The 26,521-nt window shown below is 36.7% G+C and carries 25 protein-coding genes and 3 pseudogenes; 26 read left to right on the forward strand and 2 right to left on the reverse strand.

The genetic code is table 11. The features are described 5' to 3' along the window. Positions 1-81 precede the first annotated feature (81 nt). The 25 genes and pseudogenes from mnmE to HCJ50_RS05970 all read left to right on the forward strand — a co-directional run bounded on the left by mnmE (position 82) and on the right by HCJ50_RS05970 (position 22,050). The gene (gene mnmE / locus HCJ50_RS05855; protein WP_185344254.1) at positions 82-1,455 is read left to right on the forward strand and encodes a tRNA uridine-5-carboxymethylaminomethyl(34) synthesis GTPase MnmE; all 1,374 of its coding nucleotides are present in this window, start codon (positions 82-84) and stop codon (positions 1,453-1,455) included. Between the two features lie 24 nt (positions 1,456-1,479). Continuing rightward, positions 1,480-3,369 (forward strand): tRNA uridine-5-carboxymethylaminomethyl(34) synthesis enzyme MnmG, encoded by a 1,890-nt coding sequence (gene mnmG / locus HCJ50_RS05860; protein ID WP_185344252.1) that lies wholly within the window; start codon positions 1,480-1,482, stop codon positions 3,367-3,369. 118 nt (positions 3,370-3,487) lie between these two features. Beyond that, positions 3,488-3,932: pseudogene (locus HCJ50_RS15740) on the forward strand (hypothetical protein); the annotation flags it as partial. Further along, positions 3,906-4,076, forward strand: a pseudogene (locus tag HCJ50_RS05865) (hypothetical protein); the annotation flags it as partial. The pseudogenes HCJ50_RS15740 and HCJ50_RS05865, both read left to right, overlap by 27 nt. A 99-nt stretch (positions 4,077-4,175) precedes the next feature. Then, the gene (gene rsmG, locus HCJ50_RS05870) at positions 4,176-4,892 is read left to right on the forward strand and encodes a 16S rRNA (guanine(527)-N(7))-methyltransferase RsmG (RefSeq protein WP_185344248.1); all 717 of its coding nucleotides are present in this window, start codon (positions 4,176-4,178) and stop codon (positions 4,890-4,892) included. Between the two features lie 165 nt (positions 4,893-5,057). Next, positions 5,058-5,762: an N-acetylmannosamine-6-phosphate 2-epimerase gene (locus tag HCJ50_RS05875; protein ID WP_185380413.1), complete on the forward strand. Its 705-nt coding sequence runs from the start codon at positions 5,058-5,060 to the stop codon at positions 5,760-5,762. 328 nt (positions 5,763-6,090) lie between these two features. Continuing rightward, positions 6,091-6,948, forward strand: coding sequence for a nucleoid occlusion protein (noc, locus tag HCJ50_RS05880; RefSeq protein ID WP_185344244.1), 858 nt, complete (start codon positions 6,091-6,093; stop codon positions 6,946-6,948). 12 nt (positions 6,949-6,960) lie between these two features. Beyond that, positions 6,961-7,260 (forward strand): hypothetical protein, encoded by a 300-nt coding sequence (locus HCJ50_RS05885; RefSeq protein WP_185344242.1) that lies wholly within the window; start codon positions 6,961-6,963, stop codon positions 7,258-7,260. Positions 7,261-7,333: 73 nt separating this feature from the next. Then, complete coding sequence (locus tag HCJ50_RS05890; protein WP_185344240.1) at positions 7,334-8,332, forward strand: LacI family DNA-binding transcriptional regulator; 999 nt, start codon at positions 7,334-7,336, stop codon at positions 8,330-8,332. Positions 8,333-8,451: 119 nt separating this feature from the next. Beyond that, positions 8,452-9,363 carry a nucleoside hydrolase gene (locus HCJ50_RS05895; RefSeq protein ID WP_185344238.1) on the forward strand — a complete coding sequence of 304 codons (912 nt, stop codon included), beginning with the start codon at positions 8,452-8,454 and terminating at the stop codon, positions 9,361-9,363. Positions 9,364-9,382: 19 nt separating this feature from the next. Further along, positions 9,383-10,000, forward strand: coding sequence for an ECF transporter S component (locus HCJ50_RS05900; RefSeq protein ID WP_185344236.1), 618 nt, complete (start codon positions 9,383-9,385; stop codon positions 9,998-10,000). Positions 10,001-10,016: 16 nt separating this feature from the next. After that, positions 10,017-10,757, forward strand: a complete 741-nt coding sequence (locus HCJ50_RS05905) for an energy-coupling factor transporter transmembrane component T (protein WP_185344233.1) — start codon at positions 10,017-10,019, stop codon at positions 10,755-10,757. Beyond that, positions 10,754-11,614, forward strand: coding sequence for an energy-coupling factor ABC transporter ATP-binding protein (locus HCJ50_RS05910; protein WP_185380412.1), 861 nt, complete (start codon positions 10,754-10,756; stop codon positions 11,612-11,614). Before HCJ50_RS05905 ends, HCJ50_RS05910 begins: the two co-directional genes overlap by 4 nt. Then, positions 11,611-12,420, forward strand: coding sequence for an energy-coupling factor ABC transporter ATP-binding protein (locus HCJ50_RS05915; protein WP_185380411.1), 810 nt, complete (start codon positions 11,611-11,613; stop codon positions 12,418-12,420). The genes HCJ50_RS05910 and HCJ50_RS05915 overlap by 4 nt, the downstream gene beginning before the upstream one ends. A gap of 23 nt (positions 12,421-12,443) precedes the next feature. Further along, on the forward strand, positions 12,444-13,304 hold the full coding sequence (locus tag HCJ50_RS05920) for a ribokinase (protein ID WP_185344227.1): 861 nt from the start codon (positions 12,444-12,446) through the stop codon (positions 13,302-13,304). Beyond that, on the forward strand, positions 13,301-14,293 hold the full coding sequence (gene add, locus HCJ50_RS05925; protein WP_185380410.1) for an adenosine deaminase: 993 nt from the start codon (positions 13,301-13,303) through the stop codon (positions 14,291-14,293). Before HCJ50_RS05920 ends, add begins: the two co-directional genes overlap by 4 nt. A 13-nt stretch (positions 14,294-14,306) precedes the next feature. After that, complete coding sequence (locus HCJ50_RS05930) at positions 14,307-15,110, forward strand: purine-nucleoside phosphorylase (protein WP_185380409.1); 804 nt, start codon at positions 14,307-14,309, stop codon at positions 15,108-15,110. A 188-nt stretch (positions 15,111-15,298) separates the two neighbouring features. Continuing rightward, complete coding sequence (locus HCJ50_RS05935) at positions 15,299-16,021, forward strand: helix-turn-helix domain-containing protein (protein ID WP_221636075.1); 723 nt, start codon at positions 15,299-15,301, stop codon at positions 16,019-16,021. A gap of 223 nt (positions 16,022-16,244) precedes the next feature. Next, positions 16,245-17,006 (forward strand): ParA family protein, encoded by a 762-nt coding sequence (locus tag HCJ50_RS05940; protein WP_185344219.1) that lies wholly within the window; start codon positions 16,245-16,247, stop codon positions 17,004-17,006. After that, on the forward strand, positions 16,999-17,850 hold the full coding sequence (locus HCJ50_RS05945) for a ParB/RepB/Spo0J family partition protein (protein ID WP_185380408.1): 852 nt from the start codon (positions 16,999-17,001) through the stop codon (positions 17,848-17,850). Before HCJ50_RS05940 ends, HCJ50_RS05945 begins: the two co-directional genes overlap by 8 nt. 6 nt (positions 17,851-17,856) lie before the next feature. Next, a complete protein-coding gene (locus HCJ50_RS05950) occupies positions 17,857-18,063 on the forward strand; it encodes a DUF951 domain-containing protein (RefSeq protein ID WP_185344215.1) in 207 nt (68 codons plus the stop codon). Positions 18,064-18,227: 164 nt separating this feature from the next. Then, on the forward strand, positions 18,228-19,694 hold the full coding sequence (locus tag HCJ50_RS05955) for a catalase (protein ID WP_185380407.1): 1,467 nt from the start codon (positions 18,228-18,230) through the stop codon (positions 19,692-19,694). A gap of 157 nt (positions 19,695-19,851) precedes the next feature. After that, the gene (gene ychF, locus HCJ50_RS05960; protein ID WP_185380406.1) at positions 19,852-20,952 is read left to right on the forward strand and encodes a redox-regulated ATPase YchF; all 1,101 of its coding nucleotides are present in this window, start codon (positions 19,852-19,854) and stop codon (positions 20,950-20,952) included. 165 nt (positions 20,953-21,117) lie between these two features. Next, complete coding sequence (locus tag HCJ50_RS05965) at positions 21,118-21,615, forward strand: DUF2545 family protein (RefSeq protein ID WP_185344211.1); 498 nt, start codon at positions 21,118-21,120, stop codon at positions 21,613-21,615. 78 nt (positions 21,616-21,693) lie between these two features. Then, a complete protein-coding gene (locus HCJ50_RS05970; RefSeq protein ID WP_185344208.1) occupies positions 21,694-22,050 on the forward strand; it encodes a hypothetical protein in 357 nt (118 codons plus the stop codon). A gap of 87 nt (positions 22,051-22,137) precedes the next feature. On the opposite strand, the pseudogene HCJ50_RS05975 reads toward HCJ50_RS05970, so the two are convergent. Then, positions 22,138-23,021, reverse strand: a pseudogene (locus tag HCJ50_RS05975) (IS3 family transposase). Between the two features lie 102 nt (positions 23,022-23,123). After that, positions 23,124-25,454: a bifunctional glutamate--cysteine ligase GshA/glutathione synthetase GshB gene (gene gshAB, locus HCJ50_RS05980; protein ID WP_185344204.1), complete on the reverse strand. Its 2,331-nt coding sequence runs from the start codon at positions 25,452-25,454 to the stop codon at positions 23,124-23,126. A gap of 175 nt (positions 25,455-25,629) precedes the next feature. Between gshAB and HCJ50_RS05985 the strand changes: the two genes are divergently transcribed. Continuing rightward, positions 25,630-26,517, forward strand: a complete 888-nt coding sequence (locus HCJ50_RS05985; RefSeq protein WP_185344202.1) for an ATP-binding cassette domain-containing protein — start codon at positions 25,630-25,632, stop codon at positions 26,515-26,517. Positions 26,518-26,521: the final 4 nt, after the last annotated feature.

The following is a 26,521-nucleotide window of genomic DNA, read 5'->3' on the forward strand; positions in this document are numbered from 1 at the left end:
CAAAATCATGTGCCAAAATTTATTCAAAGTAGGATGAGGCTTATTTGAGCTGGAATTCTAATGAGAAAGGATGAGTAAAGAATGGAATTTGATACAATTGCTGCAATCTCAACACCGCCGGGAGAAGGGGCCATTGCTATTATTAGATTAAGCGGTCCAGAGGCGATTCAGATAGCGGATCGTATTTTTTATGCCAAAAATAGCTTAAGTGAAGCCGAGAGCCACACAATTCACTACGGTCATATAAAAGAAGATGGCGAAGTGATTGAGGAAGTAATGGTCACAGTAATGCGTGCCCCGCGAACCTTTACACGTGAGGATGTAGTTGAGATAAATGCACATGGCGGCATTGTCTCGGTTAATCGAGTGCTACAACTATTACTGCGAAATGGTGCTAATTTAGCAGAACCGGGTGAATTTACAAAACGCGCTTTCCTAAATGGAAGAATTGATTTATCTCAAGCAGAAGCAGTGATGGATTTAATTCGTGCTAAGACTGATCGTGCGATGGGTGTTGCAATTAGGCAAATGGATGGCAACTTATCAAGGCTAATTCGTAATTTGCGCCAAGAAATTTTAGATGCATTAGCGCAAGTCGAAGTAAATATTGACTATCCTGAGTACGATGACGTAGAGGAAATGACTCAGCGAATGTTATTAGAGAAAACAGAGCTAGTGCGCGCTTCCGTCGAGCAACTTTTGCAAACTGCTAGCCAGGGGAAAATTCTTCGCGAAGGTCTAGCAACAGCTATTATTGGTCGACCAAATGTTGGAAAATCGTCCTTGCTTAACCAGCTAATTCAAGAAGAAAAAGCGATTGTTACAGATATCGCTGGAACGACAAGAGATATTATAGAAGAATATGTCAATGTTCGTGGCGTTCCCTTACGATTAATTGATACAGCCGGAATCCGTGAAACAGAAGATATAGTCGAAAAAATTGGCGTAGAACGTTCAAGAAAAGCGCTGGCGGATGCTGATTTTATCCTTTTAGTATTAAACCAAAATGAAGAGCTAACAGTGGAAGATGAAGCATTATTTGAAGCGGCAGCAGGTCATAACTATGTTGTTGTTTTAAATAAAACCGATTTGGAAACAAAGCTTGATATAAATAAAGTGCGTGAACTTGCCGGGGAAAACCCGATTGTCTCAACTTCTCTAGTAAATGATGAAGGTTTAGAGGCTTTAGAAGAAGCAATTAAAACACTATTTTTTGCTGGTGATATAGATGCCGGTGATGCAACCTATGTATCAAACGTTCGACATATTGCGCTCCTTCATCAAGCACTAGAAGCGTTAAATGCTGTTACAACAGGGATTCAGCTTGGTATGCCAGTTGATATTGTCCAGATTGATATGACTCGTGCATGGGATTTACTAGGTGAAATTACCGGTGATTCTGTTCAGGATGAACTACTGGATCAGTTATTTAATCAATTTTGCCTTGGAAAATGATTTTTTAGGAGATGTTTTTATAAAATGCAAACCTATGATGCAGGAACTTTTGATGTTATCGTTGTTGGTGCAGGACATGCGGGTGTAGAAGCAGGTCTTGCCAGTGGCCGAATGGGAGCCAAAACGTTGATGTTAACAATAAATTTAGACATGGTCGCTTTTATGCCGTGTAATCCTTCTGTCGGAGGCCCAGCAAAAGGCGTCGTTGTGCGCGAAATTGATGCACTTGGCGGAGAAATGGGACGTAATACAGATAAAACTTACATTCAAATGCGGATGCTAAATACAGGTAAAGGACCTGCTGTTCGTGCGTTACGTGCTCAAGCAGATAAATGGGATTACCAGCATGAAATGAAACATACAATTGAAAAAGAAGAAAACATTACTTTGCGCCAAGGACTTGTTGACCGTTTAGTCATGGAAGATGGCGTTTGTAAAGGCGTTATTACAAATAGTGGTGCCATTTATTACGCGAAAACAGTCGTTATTACTACAGGAACCTTTTCACGTGGCGAGATTATTGTCGGCGAACTGCGCTATTCAAGTGGTCCAAATAACCAACAACCATCTGTCAAACTATCAGAGCATTTGGAAGAACTAGGTTTTGAATTACGTCGTTTTAAAACAGGTACGCCACCACGAGTAAAATCAAGTACAATTGATTACTCAAAAACGGAAGAACAACCAGGTGACGATCATCCGCGAGCATTTAGCTTTGATACGGTCGAAATGATGTTAGATCAATTACCATGTTGGTTAACCTATACAAACGAAACTACCCACGAAATAATCCAAGCGAATTTGCATCGTTCACCTATGTTTACAGCTACGAAAAAAGGAACTGGCGCAAGATATTGCCCATCAATTGAAGATAAAATTGTTCGTTTCAGTGATAAACCAAGACACCAAATCTTCCTTGAACCAGAAGGCAAAAATACAGAAGAAGTATATGTCCAAGGTCTTTCCACCAGTTTGCCGGAAGAAGTACAACGTGAAATGTTAAGAACTATTCCTGGTCTTGAAAATGTAGAAATGATGCGTGTTGGGTATGCAATCGAATATGATGCTGTTATGCCTGATCAATTATGGCCATCGCTTGAAACTAAATTAGTTGAAGGACTTTTTACAGCCGGACAAATTAATGGTACAAGTGGTTATGAAGAAGCAGCCGGACAAGGGCTAATGGCAGGAATCAATGCCGCACGCAAAGTCTTTGAAAAAGAACCTGTTATCCTCGGTCGCGATCAAGCTTATATTGGCGTTTTAATTGATGATTTAGTAACTAAAGGAACAGACGAACCTTATCGTTTGCTTACATCTCGTGCCGAATATCGCCTGCTACTACGTCACGATAATGCTGATTTACGTTTAACAGAAATTGGACATGAAATCGGTCTAATTAGCGACGAACGTTATGAACGCTTTTTAGCTAAACAAAGTGCCATTGAAGCAGAAAAAGAACGACTACAAAAAACACGTATTAAACCAACTGCTGAAGTACAAGCAATGCTAAAAGAAATCGGTTCAGGCGAGCTTAAAGATGGTATTTTAGCAGCCGATTTACTCCGTCGTCCCGAAATAACCTACGACAAAATCGCCCAAATTGTTTCACGTGAAACATTTGTGACTGATGAAATCGCCGAACAAGTAGAAATTCAAATAAAATACGAAGGCTATATCCAAAAATCCAAGCTTCAAGTAGAAAAAATGAAGCGCATGGAAGACAAAAAAATCCCAGAAAACATCGACTATGATGCGATTAGCGGATTAGCAACCGAAGCATTAGAAAAATTGAAGAAAATCGAGCCACTATCCATTGCCCAAGCTAGCCGTATTAGCGGAGTCAACCCAGCTGATATTTCGATATTACTAGTCTATATTGAACAAGGGAAAATTGCGAAAGTGAGCAAATGACATAATTCAACACCAATAAACCACATCATTCATGAAAGTTTTAACCCTTTTATAAATGATGCGGTTTTTCTTTTTGCTTAAATAGCGAGAAAAGTTTTTGAAGGGGAAAAGTTGAAAAATGTTGAATATAGCTAAGCAGCAATAGAATTCATATAATGAGTTGGATTCAGTGGGAATAGGGAAAAGCAAGAAGACAATTGGTGTCATATCCCAAATAACCAACAAACCCACCAGCGAACAATCTTTCATTATCACAGATAAATATACACCGCCCACAGCTCCACTCACCGCAAGAAACCAAGTGAAAAAACTCACTATCCTTTACAAAGGTTCTATGGCACCAAATATGGATAATCTCAGTGTTTCAATCCATCCGCAGAAACTTTACCCAGATGCTTAAGTATATGTTTATGGGCATTCTCTAGTATTCATGAATACTAGAGAATGCTATTGCAGACTTAGATAAACTATTTAATTTCATAGACAGAAAAGATTATGTACCAATAAGTTACGGTATTGGAGACCCGACAATTGGTCATACGACATCAGAGACTCGTAAGAAAATGATGAAAAAAGACCAATTAGCAGATATAAAAAGTAACTGCATAAGCTATGTCGACGGGATTTCTACAACAGCAAAAGGGAAATGGGTGACTCAAGCAAAAGAAAACTTTAAAGAAATTACAGGCAAGTTGGATAAATGTTAGAGATGAAGCGGTTGATAATTAAGGAGAAAAAATTTATACTTTATAAAGACAATAGAAATGAGACTCTATTAATTCGCGAAAGTAAAGTGAGGAAAAAACATGAATCCAGAGCAGTTCAAAATGGCGCTTGCTGAAAAAGGAATAGAACTCAGCGATATGCAAATGAAACAATTCCATGACTACTTTAAAATGTTAGTAGAGTGGAACGAAAAAATGAATTTAACAGCAATTACCGACGAAGAAGAAGTATATTTAAAGCATTTCTATGATTCGATTTCGGCCACGTTTTATGTGGATTTTACTAACTTTGAAACTATTTGTGATGTTGGGGCTGGCGCTGGTTTTCCAAGCATCCCAATTAAAATCTGCTATCCACATCTAAAAGTAAGCATCGTTGACTCCTTGAAAAAACGCATGACTTTCCTAGATGCGCTAGCAGAAAAATTAAGGCTATCAGATGTTCATTTTTATCATGACCGCGCTGAAACATTCGGGCAAAACAAAGCGCATCGTGAAAAGTATGACCTCGTAACTGCTCGTGCCGTGGCAAGGATGAGCGTATTATCCGAACTTTGTATGCCGCTTGTTAAAAAAGATGGCTCCTTCCTAGTAATGAAAGCAGCCCAAGCCGAACAAGAGCTACAAACAGCCGAAAAAGCTATTAAACTTTTTGGTGGAAAAGTGGTGGATCATTTCTCCTTCCTATTACCAGTAGAAGAAAGCGAACGAAACATCTATGTCATTAATAAAACAAAAGAAACACCCAATAAATATCCACGTAAACCAGGAACACCCAACAAATTACCAATCGAATAATGAAGCAAGTCCTTTCAAATGAGAGGACTTTTTTATTTTTAATAGCAACGTCATTTTTTAAAGTTAGTTTCAAATAAGCTGCATTGATAAAATCATTTTCTTGTGATATAGTCTGCTTGAAAACACATACTTTACACTGGAATACAGTATAGAGGGGGAGTATCAGTGAGGAATTCAGCAATGGAAAAAATAAAAGGCGGGTTAGTGGTTTCCTGCCAAGCTTTACAAGAGGAACCACTTCATAGTGCATTTATTATGTCGAAAATGGCTCTGGCCGCAGTTCAAGGTGGGGCTGTTGGCATCCGAGCAAATACAGCAAAAGATATTCAAGCAATCCAAAGCGAGGTAGATGTCCCAATTATTGGTATTTACAAAAAAGATTATGATGATTCAAACGTGTTTATTACACCAACCTTAAAAGAAGCCAGAGAAATATGTGAAACAGGAGTAGAAATTGTTGCAATGGATGCGACAACTAGAAAAAGACCACATAATGAAGACCTCAAAGAAATTTTAAGCACCATTCGAAAAGAGTTTCCAGATGTACTTTTCATGGCAGATACAGGTAGTATGGAAGACGTTTATTACGCTGACTCCCTCGGTTTTGACTTAATTGGCACCACACTTTATGGCTACACCAAGGAAACAGCGAATAAAAATATCAGCGACCACGACTTTTCTCATTTGAAAGAAGTGTTGAAAAGTACAAATCGCCCGGTGATTGCAGAAGGAAAAATCGACTCGCCCAGTAAAGCCAGACAAGTTCTTGCTTTAGGTTGTTATGCCGTCGTTGTTGGCGGTGCAATAACTCGGCCACAGGAAATAACCACCCGTTTTACAAATGAAATCCAAAAAGATAGAACTAATTGATCTAACAAAGTAAATCCTTGCTGACATAATTAATGTAGAACAAATGGGGCAATATCATGCGGAAATTTATCAAAAACTCTCATAAGTAGGGCTGTTAGCAAAAGTAAAAGATATTTTGCCAACCAATACAGTAACCGATGAATTTCATTAACAGCAATTAGGAAAATAGATGGGACTGTGTAACTTTAACAGCACCATCTATTTTTTTATTGAACGACAGAATTAACGTGTTTTTCTGTGCCATTTCTGCTAAAATAGTTAATGAGACTTGTGGATAGAAGGATTTACTTACTTAGCGCCCAAGATTTTCCGGAAAGGAAGGACCCAGATGCCTTTTTCACGTTTATTTGGAAAAAAAGATAAGAATAATCAAATGGATGATATAGTAGAAGAAGGAGTACAACGCGTACAAGAACTTCCTATGGACAAAATTTTCCCAAACCAATTTCAACCACGGACGGTGTTTAATCAAGAGAAAATTGATGAACTTGCTCGAACTATCCGAATTCATGGGGTAATTCAGCCTATTGTGGTTAGAGAGATGGAGCCGGATTATTACGAAATCATTGCAGGAGAGCGCCGTTTTCGAGCTGTCCTATCTTTAGAGATGGAGAAAATCCCAGCAATTATTCAAAATTTAGATGATGAAGAAGTAGCTGCGATTGCCTTAATTGAAAACTTGCAGCGAGAAGAACTTACACCTATTGAAGAAGCAAAAGCGTACCGGAGTTTGCTAGATATGCAAGATGTGACACAGGAAGCACTTGCGCAGCGTGTTGGGAAAAGCCAATCTGCCATTGCTAATAAAATGCGACTCTTAAAACTACCAGAAGCTGTTCAAAAAGCAGTACTTAATAAACAGATTTCAGAACGTCATGCGCGTTCATTACTAGCTTTAGAGACAGAAGAGCAACAAATATCTCTTTTAGCAGAAATAGAAGAAAACCACTGGAACGTTAAACAAACTGAAGCACGAATTCAGGAATTATTAGTCGCGAAGAAACCAGTTGCAACTAAAAAAACCAAGCCGAAACGCCAAGCTATCAGTCGTGATGTGCGGATTGCTATGAATACAATTAAGCAATCTGTTACGATGGTTAAAGATAACGGAATGGAACTAGATTTTAAAGAAGAAGAAACAGATGATTTTTATCAAATTACCATTCAAATCCCTAAAAAGAAGTAAAGAGGTGTAATAGTGAGGTTTTTGAAGATAATTGGACATGTAATTGGGGTTATTAGTTGCTTAATGGTACTTCCATCGTTTGTAATAGCAGTCACTAGTGCCATCCTAAGTTTTAACCCATTATATATTACGTATTTTTTCACCAGTCCTTATACCCGAGCAGTTGCTGTCGCAGAAGAATCCGGTTGGGGAAGTGCCATTAATATTTTATTTATTAATTATGGAGCGTTTCTTATCGCTTTTGCATATACCTTCTTTGCGATAGTGAAAATCTATAGTTGGTATCAAATTGCAAAAGAAACGAAAAAATAAGCGCAACCAGTTAACCCGCCTATTTAAGCGGGTTTTTCTACCTATTTAATATAAAAAGGAAGGAGGAGAGAGTGTGAAGACGACAATAAAAGACATCGCAAAAGAAGCGGGGGTTTCCATTGCGACCATTTCATTAATTATCAATGGAAAGGCAGAATTATTTAGCCCGAAAACGGTCAAAAAAGTAAATGAAGCCATTGAAAAACTAAACTATCAACCTAATTATTTTGCTAAAAACTTAAATAGTGTTAAAAGTAATACAATTGGTTTAATTGTTCCTGATGTTTCCAATCCGTTCTTCTCTAAATTAGCCAATAGTATTGAAAACGCGCTTAATGAGGCGGGTTATTTACTATTTCTATGCAATAGCGCATACGATTTAGAACGCGAACAAAAATATATTAATGAAATGCTATACCGTTCGATTGAAGGAATCATTTTTGCTAGTGCTGAAAACTTAACTGAAGCAACAATACAGCAACTAGGAAAATCAAATGTGCCATATATTTTAATGGATCGACCTAGTAGAGTGGTAAATAATGGTGTTTTTGTGGATGATTATGCTGGTGGAGTGATTGCAACAGAGCATTTAATTGCGAAAGGGCACACTAAAATTGCTTGTTTAAGTGGAGCGGAAAAGTTTGTAAATATCTCTGAACGTGGTCGAGGATATTTAGAAACAATGAGAAAGCATCAATTAACACCCATTTATTCAGAAAATGGGACGTTGACTGTTGAAAGTGGTTATGAAGAAGGTATGGCCATCTGTAAAAAAGATATTTCGGCAATATTTGTTTGCAATGACTTAATGGCAATAGGCGTTTATGAAGCGGCTAATGAGCTCGGCAAAGTGATTCCAAGCGATATTTCAGTGTTAGGATTTGACGATATTACAACAGCACAATACTTAACACCTAAGCTAACAACCATTCAACAACCCATCGAGGAAATTGGCAAGGTTGCTGTGGAAAATTTAGTTTGGCGGATTCAAAATAATAATAAGGCTGTAGAAAATTATGTAGCACCAGTTACTTTGGTTGAAAGATCGAGTGTTAGACTAGAAGAAAACTAAAAAGAAGCGGTTGACTTTTAAAACGTTTTAATTTATGCTTTAAAAAATGACAGCGCTCACAAATATGGCTTTACCGTTTTGTTAAAACGTTTTAATAAATTAGGAGGTAGTTTAAAAAAATGAGTCCAAATAGAGTAATTATTGATACAGATGTAGGCAGTGATATTGATGATGCAATGGCACTTGCACTTGCGATGAAGTCGGATGAAATTTACATCGAGGGAGTAACAACCGTATATGGCGATACCCTTCTAAGAGCAAAACTAGCAAAAAAATTATTAACGCTTGGAGATGCTGAAGAAGTAAAAGTTTATCCTGGGATTGAACTACCGCTTCTACACAACCGAGAAGTTTGGATGGCTGGGCATGAAGGGGATGGTGTTTTAGAAGATTATGAGACGCTTGAAGTGGAGGCAGAGCATGGTGTTGACTTCATTATTAGAACTATTATGGATAATCCACATGAAATTACCCTTATCCCAATTGGACCGCTAACAAATATAGCAGCCGCAATTATTCGTGAACCAAAAGTAGCAGAAAATGTAAAAGAAATTATTTTAATGGGTGGTGTAACAAGACTTGGTGATAACGGATTAAAGATACGCCAAATCGAACATAATATTAAATCAGACCCAGAAGCAGCCTCGTTAGTTTTTCGCAGTCAAGCCAAAATTACTATGGTTGGTCTGGACGTAACAATGAAAGTGAAATTCACCAAATCAGAGCGGGACCAACTAAAAGCATCGGCATTACCATTAAATGATGCGCTTGTTAAAATGTTAGATAGATGGTTTGACTTTATTGAAGAAGATTTTACATTAATGCACGATCCTCTTACCGTATCACTGCTTCTTGATAGAAGTTTAGTGAAGACTGAAAAAGTAACAATTGAAGTGGAATATGACCACAGACATCCGACCGGTCAAACTGTTGCTACTTATGATGAATCTGGCAATGTGGATTTATGTTTAGATGTGGACAGTGAACGTTTTAATGAACTATTACTAGGGGTTTTACTAAAAGGAAAATAAATTATATGGAGGTTTTTAAATGAAGCGCGGAATGAAATATGATTTTTCGTTACTGTCGATTTTGTTAATACCGATTGGAGTGGCAATTAATGTTGTTGGGTACCAATTGTCTTCTATTTTAAAATTACCTGTGTTTTTAGATTTAATGGGTACCGCACTGGTTAGTATGATTGCTGGTCCTTGGGTTGGGCTTGTCACTGGGGGACTGGGGAGCTTAGTAAATGGCATGCTCAATCCTGTTGCAATCCCTTTTGCACTGGTTTCAATGTCAGTTGGTTGGACTGTCGGGATGCTTTCAAGAGTTAAAATGTTTAACAATATAATCTTGTTACTAATTTCCTCTGTTATTGTGACTATTGTTTCATCCATTACCTCTGCACCCGTTCAAGTTATTTTGTTTGGCGGTGTTACAGGGTCATCCATTGACTTAATTACAGCAACATTACTATCTACTGGGGAGCAAATTTGGACAGCAGTATTCTCACAAACACTCATAATTGGAAGTATTAATTCGGTTGTAAACTTGCTGATTGCATGGCTGATTGTAAAAAAAATGTCGGCTCGTTATCTATCGAAGCAAAATTACGGAATGCCATATATTAAAAAACAAGAGTTAAATACTACAAAAATCGTATAAAAAAGGAGTTTGTGATATGAAGCGATTTATTCTTAGTCTCTATCCAACGACCAAACTGTGGGTTGTTGCTTTTGTAATAATATCTAGCATGTTTATTCCGGGTTATTTATATCAATATGCTATTTTTCCCGTGTGTTTACTAATTGCGATGCTTGCAGGTAAGGGTGGCGAATTTTTTAGCTTATTTATGAAAGCTATTTTTACAATTATCATCTTTATTTTTGTTATTCAAGGGCTATTCTATCCAGGAACTACAGTGCTTTTCAGCTGGTGGATTTTCACGGTGAATATGGAGGGGATTGTATATAGTCTCGTATTAACTTCCAAAATTGTTGCTATTAGCTCCATTATCATCTTATTTTTCCGTATTACGAAAACAAAGGACTTTATTTACTCATTAGAAAAAATGGGCATGCCAAAAAAAGTAACCTATGTTATCATGTCGACACTCCAAATTACACCTCAAATGAAAGAACTCTCTAAAACAATTATGGACGCGCAAAGATCACGAGGAATTGAAACAGAAGGAAGCCTGCTTATACGCGCGAAATCATTTTTACCAATATTAGGACCATTAGTACTTTCATCCGTAGAATCATCAGAAGAACGGGTGTTAACACTAGAATCTAGAGCTTTTTCCGCAAAAGTAAAGAAAACCAATATTTATTCCATTAAAAAATCAAAGAAAGATTACTGGATTTCTACTATTTTCATTATCTTGATTATACTCTTAGCTGTGAGGGGTCTTATACTATGAATGTAATAACTTTAGAAAACGTTTCTTACAAATATCCTATTGGTCATAAAGAAGTCTTGCAAAATATTAACTTATCCATTGAAAAAGGTAAATTCTATGCCTTAATTGGAAGTAATGATGCGGGAAAAACAACCTTGTGCAATTTGCTTCGAGGATTTATTCCGCATTTCTATCACGGACAATTAGTAGGGGAAGTAGTAGTTTTTGGAAAACGATTAGAAGAATGGACGTTAAGCGATTTGTCGCAAAAAATTGGCTATGTTTTCCAAAATCCATTTACACAAATCAGTGGTTCTAAGGAAACTGTTTTTGAAGAAATTGCTTTTGGGCTTGAAAATTTAGGGATGCCAGAAGAGCTAATCCGAGAAAAAGTAAATGCGATTATGGATTTATTGGAAATTGATTTTTTACGTGATAAAAACCCTAACTTCCTTTCTGGAGGGCAAAAACAGCGAATTTCTCTAGCATCCATTATTGTGATGGAACCAGAAATTCTAATTATTGATGAACCTACATCTCAGTTAGACCCTCAAGGAACAGAAGATGTATTTAAAATTATTAAAATGATGAAAGACTTGGGTTCCACGATTATTTTAGTAGAGCATAAGATTGAACTTGTTGCTGAATATGCGGACGAAATCATTTTGTTGCAAGATGGCGAAATTAAAATGATGGGGGAAAAACAAGCTATATTATCTAAAGAACAAGTCATTGAATATGGTGGAGTTATTCCTCAATTTGCGATTTTAGGTTTAGAACTTATGAAGACGGGGATTCCGTTAGAAGAAATTCCGTTAACAGAAGACGCGGCCGTGAAACAACTTCAAGCACTTTTAGGGGAGGTTAAGACATTTTGAGTTATTTACAGTTAGATCAAGTCTCATTTTCATACCCAGGTGGTTTTAGTGCAGTAGAAAATGTTAGCATGTCTTTTGAAAAGGGCGAGGCTGTTGCAATCGTTGGCCAAAATGGCGCAGGAAAAACAACGACTGTGAAACTTATGAATGGCTTGCTTCGACCTACTTCTGGAAAAATTGTAGTGGATGGTTGGGATACAAAAGATTATACAACGGCGAAAATATCAAGAAAAGTTGGCTATGTTTTTCAAAATCCAGATGATCAAATTTTTCATAGTGATGTGCTAAGTGAAATTCAGTTTGGACCAAAAAATCTTAAACTTTCAGAGAAACAAGTACAAGAAAACGTAAATAAAGCAGTGGAATTAACTGGGCTTAAGCCATATTTAGAAGAACATCCTTATAATTTACCTTTTTCAATTCGGAAATTTATAACGATTGCTGCGGTTATCGCGATGAATCCAGACGTTATCATTCTCGATGAGCCAACTGCAGGACAAGATTATCCATCAATGCTTAGACTAGGAAAGATTATTTCTGAGTTGCAAAAGGAAAATAAAATCATTATTACCATTACTCATGATATGGAGTTTGTCGTAAGTAATTTTGAACGAGTTATTGTTATGGCAAATAAACAGAAATTACTTGATTCCTCAAGGCGTAAAGTGTTTTGGGATTTTGATATTTTAGAAAAAGCAAATTTAAAACAACCATATATCAGTCGAGTTGCTAAACAACTTGGGATAGGAAATCAAATTTTAGATATAAATGAAATGATTGAGGCAATTAAAACAAATAGAGCATAAATTTTATGCGAGAGGAAGATAGCATGAGTAGAATAGTTGTTTTGGGGAGCTGTTCCATTGACTATGTCGTGGAAACAGAGCATCAGCCGCAAAAAGGCGAAACAATTAAAGGCATAGAATTCCAAAAATATTTTGGTGGAAAAGGTGCAAACCAAGCAGTTGCAGCTAAGCGTTTTGGCGGGGATGTTGCTTTCGTTGGAGCTGTTGGAAATGATGAAGCGGGAAAACAAATTTTAGCTAATTTTAAAAATGAAGGAATTCAAACGAACTTTTTAAAAGAGGTGGAGGCTTCAACTGGAGCGGCTGTAATTACCATTATAGACGGGGATAATTCAATTATTTACGTCCCGGGAGCTAATCATCAATTTACAGTAACTGACTTTTCTTCCATTTTTAGTGATGCGGATATTGTTTTGCTCCAATTGGAATTACCTAAAGAAATCATTTTAGATGCACTAACTTATTGCGTGGAGAACGAAATTACTACCATCTTAGACCCTGCACCTTCTGAGTTATTTTCAGCAGAAATGTTTGAAAAAGCAACGTATATCACACCGAATGAAATGGAATTCAGTGATATAGCGCGTAAATTGCGTACTACAGAGAAAGAACTGCTTGAAAAGAATCCGCAGAAAATCATCCTATCAAAAGGTGCAGAAGGTGTGAGTTACTTTGCTAATGGCATTCAAGTAAATGTTCCAGCTGAGAAGGTAGAAGCAGTTGACTCAACAGGTGCGGGGGATACGTTCGCAGGTGTTTTTGCAGCAACCTTATTAGAAGGAAGCTTTGATCAAGCGGTAAAATGGGCCGTGAAAGCAAGTGCTCTTTCTGTGAAGTCAAAAGGTGCTCAAACCGGCATGCCCACTAGAATGATGCTAAAATGACCTTTCAAACAATCAAACGTCTTCCAAAAATAGAGCTACATTCGCATTTGGATGGTTCCATTTCGCTAGCAACTTTAAAAAAATTAGCAAAAATTGCTGGTAAGAAGCTACCGCCGGACGAAGAAGTTAGCAGAAATCTGCACGTTGCAGCAAATTGTCAGAGTTTAGCCAGTTATTTAAAATGTTTTGAGACGGTAATGCCATTTTTGCAAAATGAAGAAGCGTTAAAAATCGCCGCCTATGACTTAATTGCGCAGGCGGCAGATGAAAATATAATTTATATCGAAGTACGCTTTTCACCAATGTTATTTAAGTTAGAAGGGTTAAGTGAGCAGGAAATAATTCAGAGTGTTGCATCCGGCCTGAAACAAGGGTACTTGGATTATGGTGTACACAGTAATATGATTCTTTGCGCTATGCGAGGGCATGATTTAGAAACAAATAAACGTGTTATTGATTATGCAGTTTCTTATCGAAAAATTGGTGTTGTAGGCGTTGATTTAGCTGGTGATGAAGCTGCGTATCCGCCAAAGATGTACCTTGAATGGTTTGATTATGCAAAAGAAAAAGCAGTTAATTTAACCATTCATGCTGGTGAATGTGGTTCGGCTGCAAATATTCGTGATTCAATTGTTTTTGGAGCAAAGCGTATCGGTCATGGAACTAGCATGCGAGGACATCAAGATTTAATGGCTACTTGCATCCAGCATCAAATTCATATCGAAATGTGTCCAACTAGTAATTTACAAACAAAAGCTATTTCCACAATGGACGAATACCCATTTCAAGCGTTTTATAATGCGGGGATCTCTCTTTCTATTAATACAGATAACCGTAGCGTATCGAGAACCACTTTAACGAAAGAATGGCAAACATTACAAGTAACAACAGAAGTCATTCAAAAAATCACCTTAGATGCCTTGGAAGCCTCATTTGCTACGGACGAGGAAAAACAATTACTAAAGGAAAAAATTACTTCATTTGATTAGGAAAGGAGAAACAATGAAAGAAGCAGTCACTTTTCTAAAAAAACACGGCATTCAAGCGTTGGATTTTGGTCTCGTTTTAGGATCGGGTCTTGGAGAACTTGCAGATGAAATAGAGGATGCAGCTTACTTTGATTACCATACTATTCCGGGCTTTCCAATTTCTACTGTAGAAGGACATAAAGGAAGACTCGTATATGGAAAATTAATGGGAAAATGGGTTCTTGGTATGCAAGGAAGGTTTCATTACTATGAAGGCTACTCGATGGAAGAAGTAACCATGCCAATCCGACTGATGAAAAAGTTAGGGGCACATTCAGTTATACTAACTAATGCAGCTGGGGGAGTTAATGAGCAGTTTAAACAGGGAGAGTTAATGCTAATTTCCGATCAAATTAACTTCACTGGCACAAATCCTCTTATTGGCCCTAACTACGGAGCGGGACCACGTTTTCCAGATATGAGTAGAGCTTATGATCAAGCGTACCAACATAGCTTGCAGCGTATTGCTCAAAAGCTTGAAATCAAACTTCAAGAAGGCACTTATATGGGCTTCTCAGGACCATCTTATGAAACACCAGCAGAAATACGTATGGCTCGGTTGATGGGCGCAGATGCGGTTGGGATGTCTACTGTTAGTGAAACTATCGTTGCCAACCATTGCGGCTTAAGGATTGCGGGTATTTCCTGCATTACCAATTTAGCAGCGGGAATGCAAGAAACATTAAATCATCAAGAAGTGGTGGAAACAACCGAAAAAGTAAAGGCGCATTTTAAAAGATTAATTAAGACTTTTATTCAGGAAGAGCCGCACAAGTAAGTGGCTCTTTTTTATTTAAAAAAGCGACTCATTTTGAGTTGATTTATATTTAAAAGAGTAATTGTTATGTATTTTAGAAAGATTAGAGAAAATAAGTGCAATTTTGAGCAGAAAAAAGTACAATAGAATTAGGTAAAGTTGTAAAGGAGGGAGTGATTCGCTCAAGTAGGAGTGGAATCACGAAACGAATGGCAAAAATCATTTTTGTGAAAGACGAACAAAATGAGTTCCAAGCGTATGATTTTTTACAAAATTTAATTGTAGAAGAACCACTAATGGCCACCTTAGTATTCCAAGGCCTACTACAACTCGAAACAGCAGAAACAAGAAAGCTTAGTACTGGAAAGCAAATTCTCCCTGATGTACATTTAATTATTGGCAAAAGTCAAGCCTATTCACTACAAACAACTCGTATCGAAACAACGGTAGATCAACCAATCCAAGAAATGAAGGCACATTTTAAAGATAAAAATAGCCGTTTAATTTACTTCACTGCCTTTAGTGGAGATGAAACTTATTATTGTTTTGTTAAAGGTTATTTTAAAGATAAAAACCCGTTCACTGATCAAATGGGCTCTTATCGAGAAGAAGCCAAACGTGTTTTCTTACGACGGATTGATGTAGAAACAAGTATTGGTAATTCAGATTATCAATTTGAAACCCTTAAAAAACAAGCATTAGAAAACGAAGGAATTGCTCATTACTTAGAAAGTTTTTCAGCAAGTATAGGTAAATATATATTTGCCAAAAGAATGGAAAAGAAATGGTCGCAATTGGATTTAGCTTTAAAATCCGATCTATCACCAGTAATTATTGGTCGTTTAGAAGCTGGAGATCCCGATTTAACTCTTAGAATGTATCAGAAAGTTTGTACGGTTCTAGGCGTTAAGACAACTTTTTCAGTCGATTGAGTTTAGAGAAGTAATCAGCTTAGGTTGGTTGCTTTTTTTTATTTTAAAATGTTTCACGTGAAACATTTTAAAATAAAAAATAATATTTTCACGCTTTTTTTGCTCTGAAAACACGAATTTAAATTTATTTTTACTTTTTGTAAGACTAAATGAAAATCTTTTGGTAGAATAGAAGATAAAAGAACCGGAAATTTCGGTACAAAATAAGGGTTGGTGAAAAAGATTGAGCAAAGTGATTGCACTAGCGAACCAAAAAGGTGGAGTTGGTAAAACAACATCATCCGTTAATTTAAGTTCTAGCCTAGCTTTTTTAGGCAAGAAAGTATTACTAGTAGATATTGATCCACAAGGAAATGCATCCAGTGGGGTTGGTGTAAATAAAGGTGAAATAGAACATTGTATTTATGATGTCCTTGTTGACGATGTAGCCATTCAAGATGTGTTACAAAAAACAGATTTGGACAATTTAAATGTAATTCCGGCAACCATTCAGCTTGCAGGCGCTGAAGTAGAGCTTGTTCCAGCAATTTCACGTGAAATTAGATTGAAAAAAGCAATCGACTCAATTCGTGACGACTATGATTATGTCATTATTGATTGTCCGCCATCGCTTGGGCTTTTGACACTAAATGCTTTAACAGCAGCAGATTCCGTATTAATTCCTGTTCAATGTGAGTACTATGCGCTGGAGGGTTTAAGCCAGCTTTTAAACACAATAAGAATTGTTCAAAAACATCTTAATGAGGATTTGCAAATTGAAGGTGTCTTACTAACAATGCTTGATGCAAGAACAAACCTAGGTATACAAGTAATTGGAGAAGTGAAAAAATACTTCCAAAACAAAGTGTTTAACACGATTATTCCACGTAATGTACGTTTAAGTGAAGCGCCTAGTCACGGTAAACCAATTTTGCTGTATGATGCAAAATCAAAAGGTGCAGAAGTTTATTTAGAATTAGCAAAGGAAGTGGTTGCACATGGCTAAGGGTCTAGGTAAGGGAATCAATGCGCTATTTAATAATGTTGATACAAATGAAGAAACCGTTCAAAATATTGCTATAAAAGAAATTAAACCAAACCCATATCAACCGCGTAAAATTTTTGATACAAAAGCAATCAATGAATTACGCGATTCAATTAAAGTTCATGGGATATTACAACCAATCATCTTAAGGAATGCTGCTAAGGGATATGAAATTGTTGTAGGTGAACGTAGATTCCGAGCAGCAAAAGAAGCCAAATTAAAAGAAATTCCGGCAGTTGTCCGTGATTTAACAGAAGAAGAAATGATGGAGCTTTCTGTAATTGAAAACTTACAACGGGAAGATTTATCTCCTTTAGAGGAAGCTGAATCATATCAATTCCTAATGAAAAAATTGGGATTAACGCAAGCTAAATTAGCAGAACGTCTTGGTAAGAGCAGACCATATATTGCTAACTTTGTCCGCCTTTTAACGCTACCGGAAGAAGTTCAAGAGATGCTTCGAGATGGCTCATTATCAGCTGGACATGGTCGTGTGTTGTTAGGGCTAAAACTTAAGAAAAATATTGTTCCAACAGCCCAAAAGACTATTACACAAGGCTTAACAGTACGGCAGTTAGAAGAGGTTGTAGCAAACTTAAACGAAAATGTTTCACGTGAAACATTAAAACCAGCTCGTGTTCCTATCTTTATTCGTGAAAGTGAAAGTCAATTACGCGAAAAATTTGGAACTGCTGTATCTATTAAACGTCGCGATAAAAAAGGTAAAATTGAAATTGAGTTTTTATCTGATGATGACTTAGATCGTATTTTAGAAATTCTAGATATTCAGTTTGATGATGAATAGGTTGTGATGTTTATGGAAAAAAAGCATTTCGATTTAAATGATGTTGTAGAAATGAAAAAATCTCATCCTTGTGGAACGAATCGTTTTAAAATTATCCGCATGGGAATGGACATTCGAATTAAATGTGAAGGCTGCGGACATAGTGTGATGATTCCGCGTCGAGATTTTGAAAGAAAAGTGAAAAAGATTTTAGTGAAGGCTGAAGAAAACTAAAAAAGCAATCCATTCGTTATCTTTTATTTTAGGTAACGGAAGGATTGTTTTTTTAAAGCCTTTTAGTTGAAGTTTGAGAAAACCTTCTTTAGAATATAAATAGTATCATTTAATAATAATTATAAATAAAAATGATCAAACTATTTTATTGGAGGTTTATACATATGCCAGATAAAAAGAATTTAACAACGAATCAAGGAGTACCAATTGGGGACAACCAAAATTCGATGACAGCGGGATTAAAAGGACCAACATTACTAGAAGATTATATGCTGATTGAGAAGTTGGCGCATTTTGATAGAGAGCGTGTTCCAGAACGCGTTGTACATGCTCGTGGTGCAGGAGCGCACGGAAAATTTGTTACGAAAAAGAGCATGAAAAAATATACAAAAGCGCAATTTTTACAAGAAGAGGGAACCGAGACAGAAGTTTTTGCACGTTTTTCAACAGTTATTCATGGACTGCATTCACCAGAGACTTTACGTGATCCACGTGGTTTTTCTGTTAAGTTTTATACGCAAGAAGGAAATTATGATTTTGTGGGAAACAATTTGCCAGTATTCTTTATTCGTGATGCGATTAAGTTTCCGGATGTAATTCATTCTTTGAAGCCAGATCCACGTACGAATATTCAAGACGGGAATCGTTATTGGGATTTCTTTAGTTTAACTCCCGAAGCGACGACGATGATTGCTTATTTGTTTAGTGATGAAGGAACACCGGCTTCTTATCGTGAAATTCGTGGTTCCAGTGTGCATGCTTTTAAATGGATTAATGCAGAAGGGAAGACAGTTTATGTAAAACTTCGCTGGGTTCCAAAAGCTGGAATTGTTAACCTTTCAACCGAGCAAGCGGCACAAATTCAAGCAAAAGAGTTTAATCATGCTAGTCGTGATTTATATGAAGCGATTGAAAATGGGGACTATCCTGAGTGGGACTTATATGTGCAAGTTCTTGATCCAAAAGATCTGGATAACTATGATTTCAACCCACTTGATGCAACCAAAGATTGGTTTGAGGATGTATTTCCATACGAATTAGTCGGAACGATGACCTTAAATCGTAATCCGGATAATATTTTTGCCGAAACAGAGTCTGTTGGCTTTAACCCAGGTGTGCTTGTGCCTGGAATGCTACCTTCTGAGGACCGTTTGCTTCAAGGGCGATTGTTCTCTTACTCTGATACGCAAAGACATCGCGTTGGACCAAACTATTTGCAACTTCCAATTAACAGCCCGAAATCAACGGTTGCTAACAATCAACGTGATGGTTATATGCCATTTAAACAACAAACAAGCTCGATTAATTATGAGCCTAATAGTTGTGAGACTGAACCAAAAGAAAATCCAGCATTTATCGAACCTGAGCAAGAAATTCGCGGTGATATTTCTGGTCGCCTTGCTGCTGAAAAACCAAATAACTTTGGACATGCGAAAGAAGTTTGGAATCGTTATTCAGATGCAGAACGTGCGGCACTTGTGAAAAACATTGTGGATGACTGGGAAAGCGTTCGTGAAGATATTAAGATTCGCAACCTGCGTAATTTTTATCAAGTGGAGCCTGAATTTGCAGAGCGTGTTGCTGCTGGAACGGGCATTAATCTCGCAGAACATGTAATAGATTTAAAATAAGCTAAAAGAAAAACGAAAATCCTACACTATGTAAAGGGTTTTCGTTTTTTTATTGGGTGGCTTTTTGTGTGAAAAACCTTTATAATATACGTTAGTGAAAAAATGTCTATTTGACGGGCATTTGAAAATGAAGTTAATGAAAAGGAGTTTATATATAATGGCACTTACAGCTGGTATAGTCGGGCTTCCTAACGTAGGGAAATCGACACTTTTTAATGCAATCACAAAAGCAGGAGCAGAGGCTGCGAACTATCCATTTGCGACGATTGACCCAAATGTTGGTATTGTAGAAGTACCTGACCACCGCTTAAACAAATTAACCGAACTTGTAAAACCGAAAAAAACAGTTCCAACCACTTTTGAATTTACAGATATTGCTGGTATTGTGAAAGGGGCCAGTAAAGGGGAAGGGCTTGGGAATAAATTTTTATCACATATTCGCCAAGTAGATGCGATTTGTCATGTGACTCGTTGTTTCGATGACGAGAACATCACGCACGTAGAAGGCCGCGTAGATCCGTTAGATGATATTTCTACAATTAACTTAGAACTTATCTTAGCGGATTTGGAAACAGTAGAGAAGCGCATTGGTCGTGTGGAGAAGCTCTCTAAACAAAAAGATAAAGATGCTGTTGCAGAATTTAATGTTTTAGTTAAATTACGTGACGCCTTTGAAAATGATAAACCAGCTCGTGCCATTGAATTCAGCGACGATGAGGAAAAAATTGTTCGTAATTTATTCTTGCTTACAAGAAAACCAGTTTTATATGTGGCGAATGTAAGTGAAGAAGATGTTTCTAACCCTGATGATAATAAATACGTGCAACAAGTACGTGAGTTTGCTGCAAGTGAAAACTCCGAAGTTATCGTTGTTTGTGCTCGTGCAGAAGAAGAAATCGCTGAACTAGAAGACGAAGACAAAATCGAGTTTCTTGAAGCATTGGGTATTGAAGAGTCTGGTTTAGATCAACTTATTCGTTCTGCGTATACATTGCTTGGACTTGCTACTTACTTCACAGCAGGAGTTCAAGAAGTTCGTGCATGGACGTTCATTAAAGGAATGAAAGCTCCTCAATGTGCGGGAATTATTCATACGGACTTTGAACGAGGATTTATTCGTGCAGAAGTAGTTGCTTACGATGCTTTAGTTGAATATGGCTCTGAACAGGCAGCTAAAGAATCAGGAAAAGTTCGTTTGGAAGGTAAAGAATACGAAATGAAAGATGGAGATGTAGTTCATTTCCGCTTTAACGTTTAATATGTTTCACGTGAAACAATTTCTTGATAAACCTATAGTCGAGAAATTGTTTTTTTTCGTACTTTTTAACGGATTTATGAAAGAAACGTTCACAAAAGCTACAAACCTGATAATAGTTTTAAATGCTATAATTAAATGTAAAATTTGATTTTAGGAGTGTTTTATTTGATCCAATTAATTGGAATTGTATTTTTAATTGTTTTATTTGTTCTTATACCAAAGAACAATAAAGAAGAAGTAAAGGCGGCACATTTACTAATAGATAAATATGCAATACCCGTTGTGAAGAAGAAAAATCCGGTACGCCAGTTAGCGTTACTTGAAAAGCAATTAGACGTTTCGACTTATCGGGCAAGCCGGAAGAAAACGCTGCTTTTCATACCATCATATTTTGTTTTGGTTATTGTTTTAGGCGCACTTACCGCTTTCTTTGCGGTAAACACCCAAAATTCAGCAGCAATAGTAACTGGCATTCTGTGTTTTTTGGTATTGATTGCTGGAATCATTATATTGTTTGTTATGACGATTCGTCAATCATCATCTTTGCGAACAGATGCATGGGCGAAAATCCTCCATAAACTAGACCCATCATTTCCAATTGAATTCTTGAACGAAAAGAAATGGCAAAAAGCATTCTTGGCACAAATGGAAAATTTAGCTTAATAACAAAAAGAGCATTAAGTCCAATTTAATGCTCTTTTTGTTATTAAAAAACAGATAAACTTAAAAGGAAGTGAGTGTATGAGGAAATCTTATTTTTCAGAATATGGAACTAAATTATCTAAAGAGCAAATAAAAAATATTTTTGAAGATAAGTGGGATATAATATGTTCAGAGCATGATAGCTTGTTTTTTGGTGTATACTTTCTTTATAAAGGACTTTATGCGGATAAGTTAACTATTACTGATAATTATGTAGCTTCTTCACAAGAATGGTTGTATGCAGAAAATAAGCAATTCAATACTTTGGTAGAAGTAGCATTTACTAATGGCAGAAATGCAGATAAGCTAAGCAGGTATAAATTTATGAAGAATGTCATTAATCAAATGGATGAAGTAGTATTGATTGAAGAAAATTGTATCGAGGAAACCTCTTGAACAATGTCTTATATATAAAGACCCCTTAGCAATTTACAATAATTGCACTGACATGGAAAAGTGAGAATTGAATAAAAACACCTTTGATTAGGCTGCTTGTTTTCTGAAATTAACAGGAGACTGGTAGCCTAATTTTTGTTGAATTCTTTTTTCATTATAATATTTAATGTAATCTTTTACAATTTGGATTACAATAGATTTAGCGTATTTATACGCTTTATTGAGGTAGAATGTTTCACACTTTAGCGAGGAATGGAAACATTCTATGGGAGCGTTATCTGCTGGTGTCCCTTTTCGGGACATACTGCGGATAACGTTTTTCTTTTGACAACATTGATAATACTCATAAGAAGTGTACACAGAGCCAGGTCGGTTTTTCTTTTTCACTTTCACTTGGCATTGCCAACTGTGTTTCTGCATAATGCGTTGAACTTGATTGATACCAATAGTTTTTTCTTGTTTCATTAGTGCAGCAATCTTTCGATAACCACACGTATAACGATAAGTTTTACACAATTTCCCCACTTTGTTTTCCACGGTAGTTCGTGTAAAATCTTTCTTTTTCCAGCGGTAATAAGTGGATATTGGAACTTGTAATGCTTGGCAGATTTCTTTGACTAGATAGGTTCCTTTTAGATTTTCTACTAAGGAAACAAAATAGGAGGGATTCCCTTCCTTTCCAACGCCTTGTACTTTTTTAAGATTTCCAGTTCCACTTCTTTTTGTCGAAGAGCTATTTTTAATTGCTCTATTTCTGGTAATTCAACAAGACCTTTTTGATATTTATATTGTTTTCCTACACCTTGATGAAACCGATTTTCTCCATTTCGATACCAGCGCCACCAAATTTTCACTTGTGTTGGATTCTTGATATTTAAAGCGTCCATAATTTCTTTGGTTGCTTTGCCAGCTAGCTTCATTTTGATTGCTTCTTCTTTTATTTCTACTGGATATATAACTCTTGTACGCACAAAAAACACCTCCATTAATTTCATTTTACATGAATTCAACGAAAGTGTTTTTCTTTTATTCTCATTTTTTAGTGGCAGTGCCTAATAGCTAAGGGGTCTTTTCTAATCAAATAAGAAATTTAAAATTTTATCGCCAATTTTTTTCTGTTCACCTTGATATGGGAAGCAGTGCATATGCATCGCAGGATTGAAATTAAGCTCGATGATAGCATGTTTTTCACGATCAATTGTTTCACGTGGAACAATTATATCAACGCCGCAAATTTTGGCATTAAGCACTTGTGTTGCTCGAATTGCAATTTCTTTAAAGTAATCATCCATTTCAGCAGTGTAATCAATGCTATCGCCACCAGTGCTGACGTTGGAGTTTTCACGCAAGTATATGGTTTCGCCGGGTGCTGGAACGCTATCCCAAGAAAGTTTTTGCATAGAAAGCATCAGGGTTTCTTCTGGGCCAGTCTGGATTTTCTCAAGTGGTTTTAAATGATTTGTTCCACGTAATGGGTCGGTATTTTTTTCGTTTACTAGTTCGCGAATACTATGGATGCCATCACCAGTAACATTAGCGGGAACGCGCTTTAATACTGCTTCTACTTTGTCGTTAATTACTAGAAAGCGAAACTCATCACCGGGGATAAATTCTTCAATAATGACGGAACTATCATAACTAAAAGCGATGTTTAAAGCTGCTTGATAGTCTTCCAGCGTAAAGGTGTTTTTAAATATACTGATACCCCATCCGTAATTGGTGGATTTAGGTTTAATAACGATTTTTCTATCTTTAAACAATGGATAGGCTTCACTTGCCAGAAGTTGGTCGCTAAAACTGTCGCCAAATGGGACGCGGATGCCATTTTCTGCTAAAACCATTTTGGTGACGACTTTGTTTTCCATCATTAAGACGGAGACATAATTATCTTTGGAGGTTTTGCTTGCTTGTTTAACGTATTCAACATGGTTATCTTTTTGGAAGCGTAAAAAATTTTCGGCGCGGTCGAGAACATCTACCTTTATACCCCGTGCGATGGCATCTTTCCAAATGATTTGTGTGGATAGTTCCATGTCTTCAGCGCCAATCAGTTTATAGGCTAGCGCATCGGTTTCTTCCATAAATAATTGGGCTTGATTTAAATGGAAATTGATATAGCCGTTTGTTGCTGTTTGCTCTTTTACTTGATAAGCAATGGTCTTTTCAGGGTGTAGCAAGCGCTCTTTTTGTTTTTCGATGATACTAGAAAAATAGGTATCATTTGGAAGAAGGGCGCTAACAAAGTCATCCATTTTTGTAAGTTCTAGGAGTCCAGCTTCAGAAAGGCTGATTTTCTCATTGTCACAATTTTTGATGGCTGGTTGTGCCAGACCATTTAAAGCAATATTATTTTCATTTTCATCGGCTAATTGTTGGTTGTTGTCGCATAGTTCACGGTCTTTGGACAGCAGCCCTTTAATTAAAAACAGATGAATAAAGTTAAGTTCGTCTTTTGAAATGCCGTTTGCTTCTAGTGGGTTTAAGTCAATGGAGCGGATTTCTAAATATTCAACGCCGTGCTCTGCTAAACTTTCAACGGTTTGATCAGTATGGGCATTTTTGAGGCGAATGGGATTGTAAAATTCGCGCATGCTTTCGATTTTACCTTGTTCAATATAATTAGAAATGCTAGCGATATAGGCATCAAAAGAATTGTAATCAACAAAAAGTGTTTCTTTATTTTTGTAACCGGCGCTGCTATTACGAAGCGAAATTCCGTCACGGAGAGAACTGCTTCCATCAGTTAGTGTTTCTTCGTTTTCTGTTTTGGTAAAGTCAGTTAGATAAACGGGGCTAGCACCAGTTAAGTAGATTAATAACCAGCGATTTTTCATGAAGTATTTGGCGACTTTTAAATATAAGCGGTTTTTAAAAGCTTGTTTGGACTCTTCTGGTAAGCTGATTTCTGAATAAAGACCATCAATCAACGCTTCTGGGAAGGAAAAATTATAATGAATACCGGATAATAACTGGATTTTTTTGCCATATCCTTTTGCTAAATGTTCGCGATATTTCCGGTCGGGACTATCGGGTGTTTTATACTCAGCGATTGGAATATCTTCTTCAGCTGGTAAAATTGGTGGATTACTAGAAGGCCAAAGAAGTTCGTTTTTAGAGCGTAAGGAAACGATGTTATGGAGGTTTTCAAGCCACTCATAAACAGTGTCAATGGAGTCTGTCACTGGTGTAATCATTTCAATTTGGCTCTCAGAAAAATCAGTTTTGATATATGGATTATCTTCTTTCGGTCCAAAAATGGCTGGATGAGGGGTAAGGGCTAATTTTCCATCAGCAGTTACGCGAACATTTTCTTTTTCCAAGCCAAAATGACCAGAAAATAAATATTTCCGGAGAGTTGGGTTTTCTTTAAAATAATCAAGCATAGTAGTGTCTAGTTTTATCATGTTTTCACCTCAGGGAGAGTTAAATAAATTCATATAGAAGTATTTTACCGCAATATGTGAAATTAGTATAATGATTGGTTTGGGCCTTAAGTTTGTGAAAGGAATTAGTAGAAAATTTTAAAAAGTATAGAAAAATTATCATGGAGCTTATATAATGGTTTGGAGAGGTGAAAAAATGGAAATTCGAAAGATAACAAAAAAGATGGAAGACAAGATAGTGCTGAAGGATATTTCATTTGATTTAAAAGGTGGAGAAGTGACTGCGCTTATTGGTCGAAATGGTGTGGGGAAAACGACGCTATTTTCAACGATGACGGGAATTTACTTACCTGATGAGGGGGACGTTTTTTTAAATGGGAAAAGCATCTATGCGCATCCCGAAGTAAAGTGTGATTTGTTTTTCTTGGAAGACAATATGAACCATTATAATACATATAGTGTGAATGCAGTTGTCAAAATTTATAAAAATATTTATACGACGTTTGATGAGCCTTTTTTTAATGATTTAATGGAGCAATTTGAGCTTCCTAAAAAGGCAAAATTAATGTCTTTTTCGAAGGGGAGAAGAGCTTTATTTTTCATTATTTTAGCTTTTTCGCTTAATGTTCGTTATTTACTGTTAGATGAGCCGATGGATGGTCTGGATGTGATTATTAAAAAACAGATTTTAACACTCATTACGAATACGGTTAAAATGCGTGAAACAAGTGTGGTTATTGCTTCACACCGCTTAGATGAGCTTGAGGCAATTGCAGACCGGGTGATTGTTTTAAAAGGTGCTAGTGTGGAGTTAGACTATTATCTGGCGAATATGCGCGATAATGCGTTGAAAATACAAGTGGCTTTTAAAACAAAGACAATTCCGGGTTTTGTAAAAGAAAAAGCAAGGTTACTTTATCGAAACGGAAGAATATATACGCTTTTGGTTACTGAAAATGCCAGTGAATTCGCAAAGCAATTACGGCAAGAAGAGCCAATTTTGTATGAAGAGATGGTAATTACCATAGAAGATATTTTTACGAGCCATTTAACGAATGATAAAATTGATTATTACGAGATTTAGGACA

It is taken from the genome of Listeria immobilis (assembly GCF_014322765.1).
GTDB classification, from domain to species: Bacteria; Bacillota; Bacilli; order Lactobacillales; family Listeriaceae; genus Listeria; species Listeria immobilis.

Bases quoted from the DNA above. Each gene is read 5' to 3' on its own strand.
- mnmE (WP_185344254.1), top strand. From the start codon at position 82: ATGGAATTTGATACAATTGCTGCAATCTCAACACCGCCGGGAGAAGGG.
- mnmG (WP_185344252.1), top strand. From the start codon at position 1,480: ATGCAAACCTATGATGCAGGAACTTTTGATGTTATCGTTGTTGGTGCA.
- rsmG (WP_185344248.1), top strand. From the start codon at position 4,176: ATGAATCCAGAGCAGTTCAAAATGGCGCTTGCTGAAAAAGGAATAGAA.
- noc (WP_185344244.1), top strand. From the start codon at position 6,091: ATGCCTTTTTCACGTTTATTTGGAAAAAAAGATAAGAATAATCAAATG.
- HCJ50_RS05895 (WP_185344238.1), top strand. From the start codon at position 8,452: ATGAGTCCAAATAGAGTAATTATTGATACAGATGTAGGCAGTGATATT.
- HCJ50_RS05900 (WP_185344236.1), top strand. From the start codon at position 9,383: ATGAAGCGCGGAATGAAATATGATTTTTCGTTACTGTCGATTTTGTTA.
- HCJ50_RS05905 (WP_185344233.1), top strand. From the start codon at position 10,017: ATGAAGCGATTTATTCTTAGTCTCTATCCAACGACCAAACTGTGGGTT.
- HCJ50_RS05910 (WP_185380412.1), top strand. From the start codon at position 10,754: ATGAATGTAATAACTTTAGAAAACGTTTCTTACAAATATCCTATTGGT.
- HCJ50_RS05920 (WP_185344227.1), top strand. From the start codon at position 12,444: ATGAGTAGAATAGTTGTTTTGGGGAGCTGTTCCATTGACTATGTCGTG.
- add (WP_185380410.1), top strand. From the start codon at position 13,301: ATGACCTTTCAAACAATCAAACGTCTTCCAAAAATAGAGCTACATTCG.
- HCJ50_RS05930 (WP_185380409.1), top strand. From the start codon at position 14,307: ATGAAAGAAGCAGTCACTTTTCTAAAAAAACACGGCATTCAAGCGTTG.
- HCJ50_RS05935 (WP_221636075.1), top strand. From the start codon at position 15,299: ATGGCAAAAATCATTTTTGTGAAAGACGAACAAAATGAGTTCCAAGCG.
- HCJ50_RS05945 (WP_185380408.1), top strand. From the start codon at position 16,999: ATGGCTAAGGGTCTAGGTAAGGGAATCAATGCGCTATTTAATAATGTT.
- HCJ50_RS05950 (WP_185344215.1), top strand. From the start codon at position 17,857: ATGTTTATGGAAAAAAAGCATTTCGATTTAAATGATGTTGTAGAAATG.
- HCJ50_RS05955 (WP_185380407.1), top strand. From the start codon at position 18,228: ATGCCAGATAAAAAGAATTTAACAACGAATCAAGGAGTACCAATTGGG.
- ychF (WP_185380406.1), top strand. From the start codon at position 19,852: ATGGCACTTACAGCTGGTATAGTCGGGCTTCCTAACGTAGGGAAATCG.
- HCJ50_RS05970 (WP_185344208.1), top strand. From the start codon at position 21,694: ATGAGGAAATCTTATTTTTCAGAATATGGAACTAAATTATCTAAAGAG.
- gshAB (WP_185344204.1), bottom strand. From the start codon at position 25,454: ATGATAAAACTAGACACTACTATGCTTGATTATTTTAAAGAAAACCCA.
- HCJ50_RS05985 (WP_185344202.1), top strand. From the start codon at position 25,630: ATGGAAATTCGAAAGATAACAAAAAAGATGGAAGACAAGATAGTGCTG.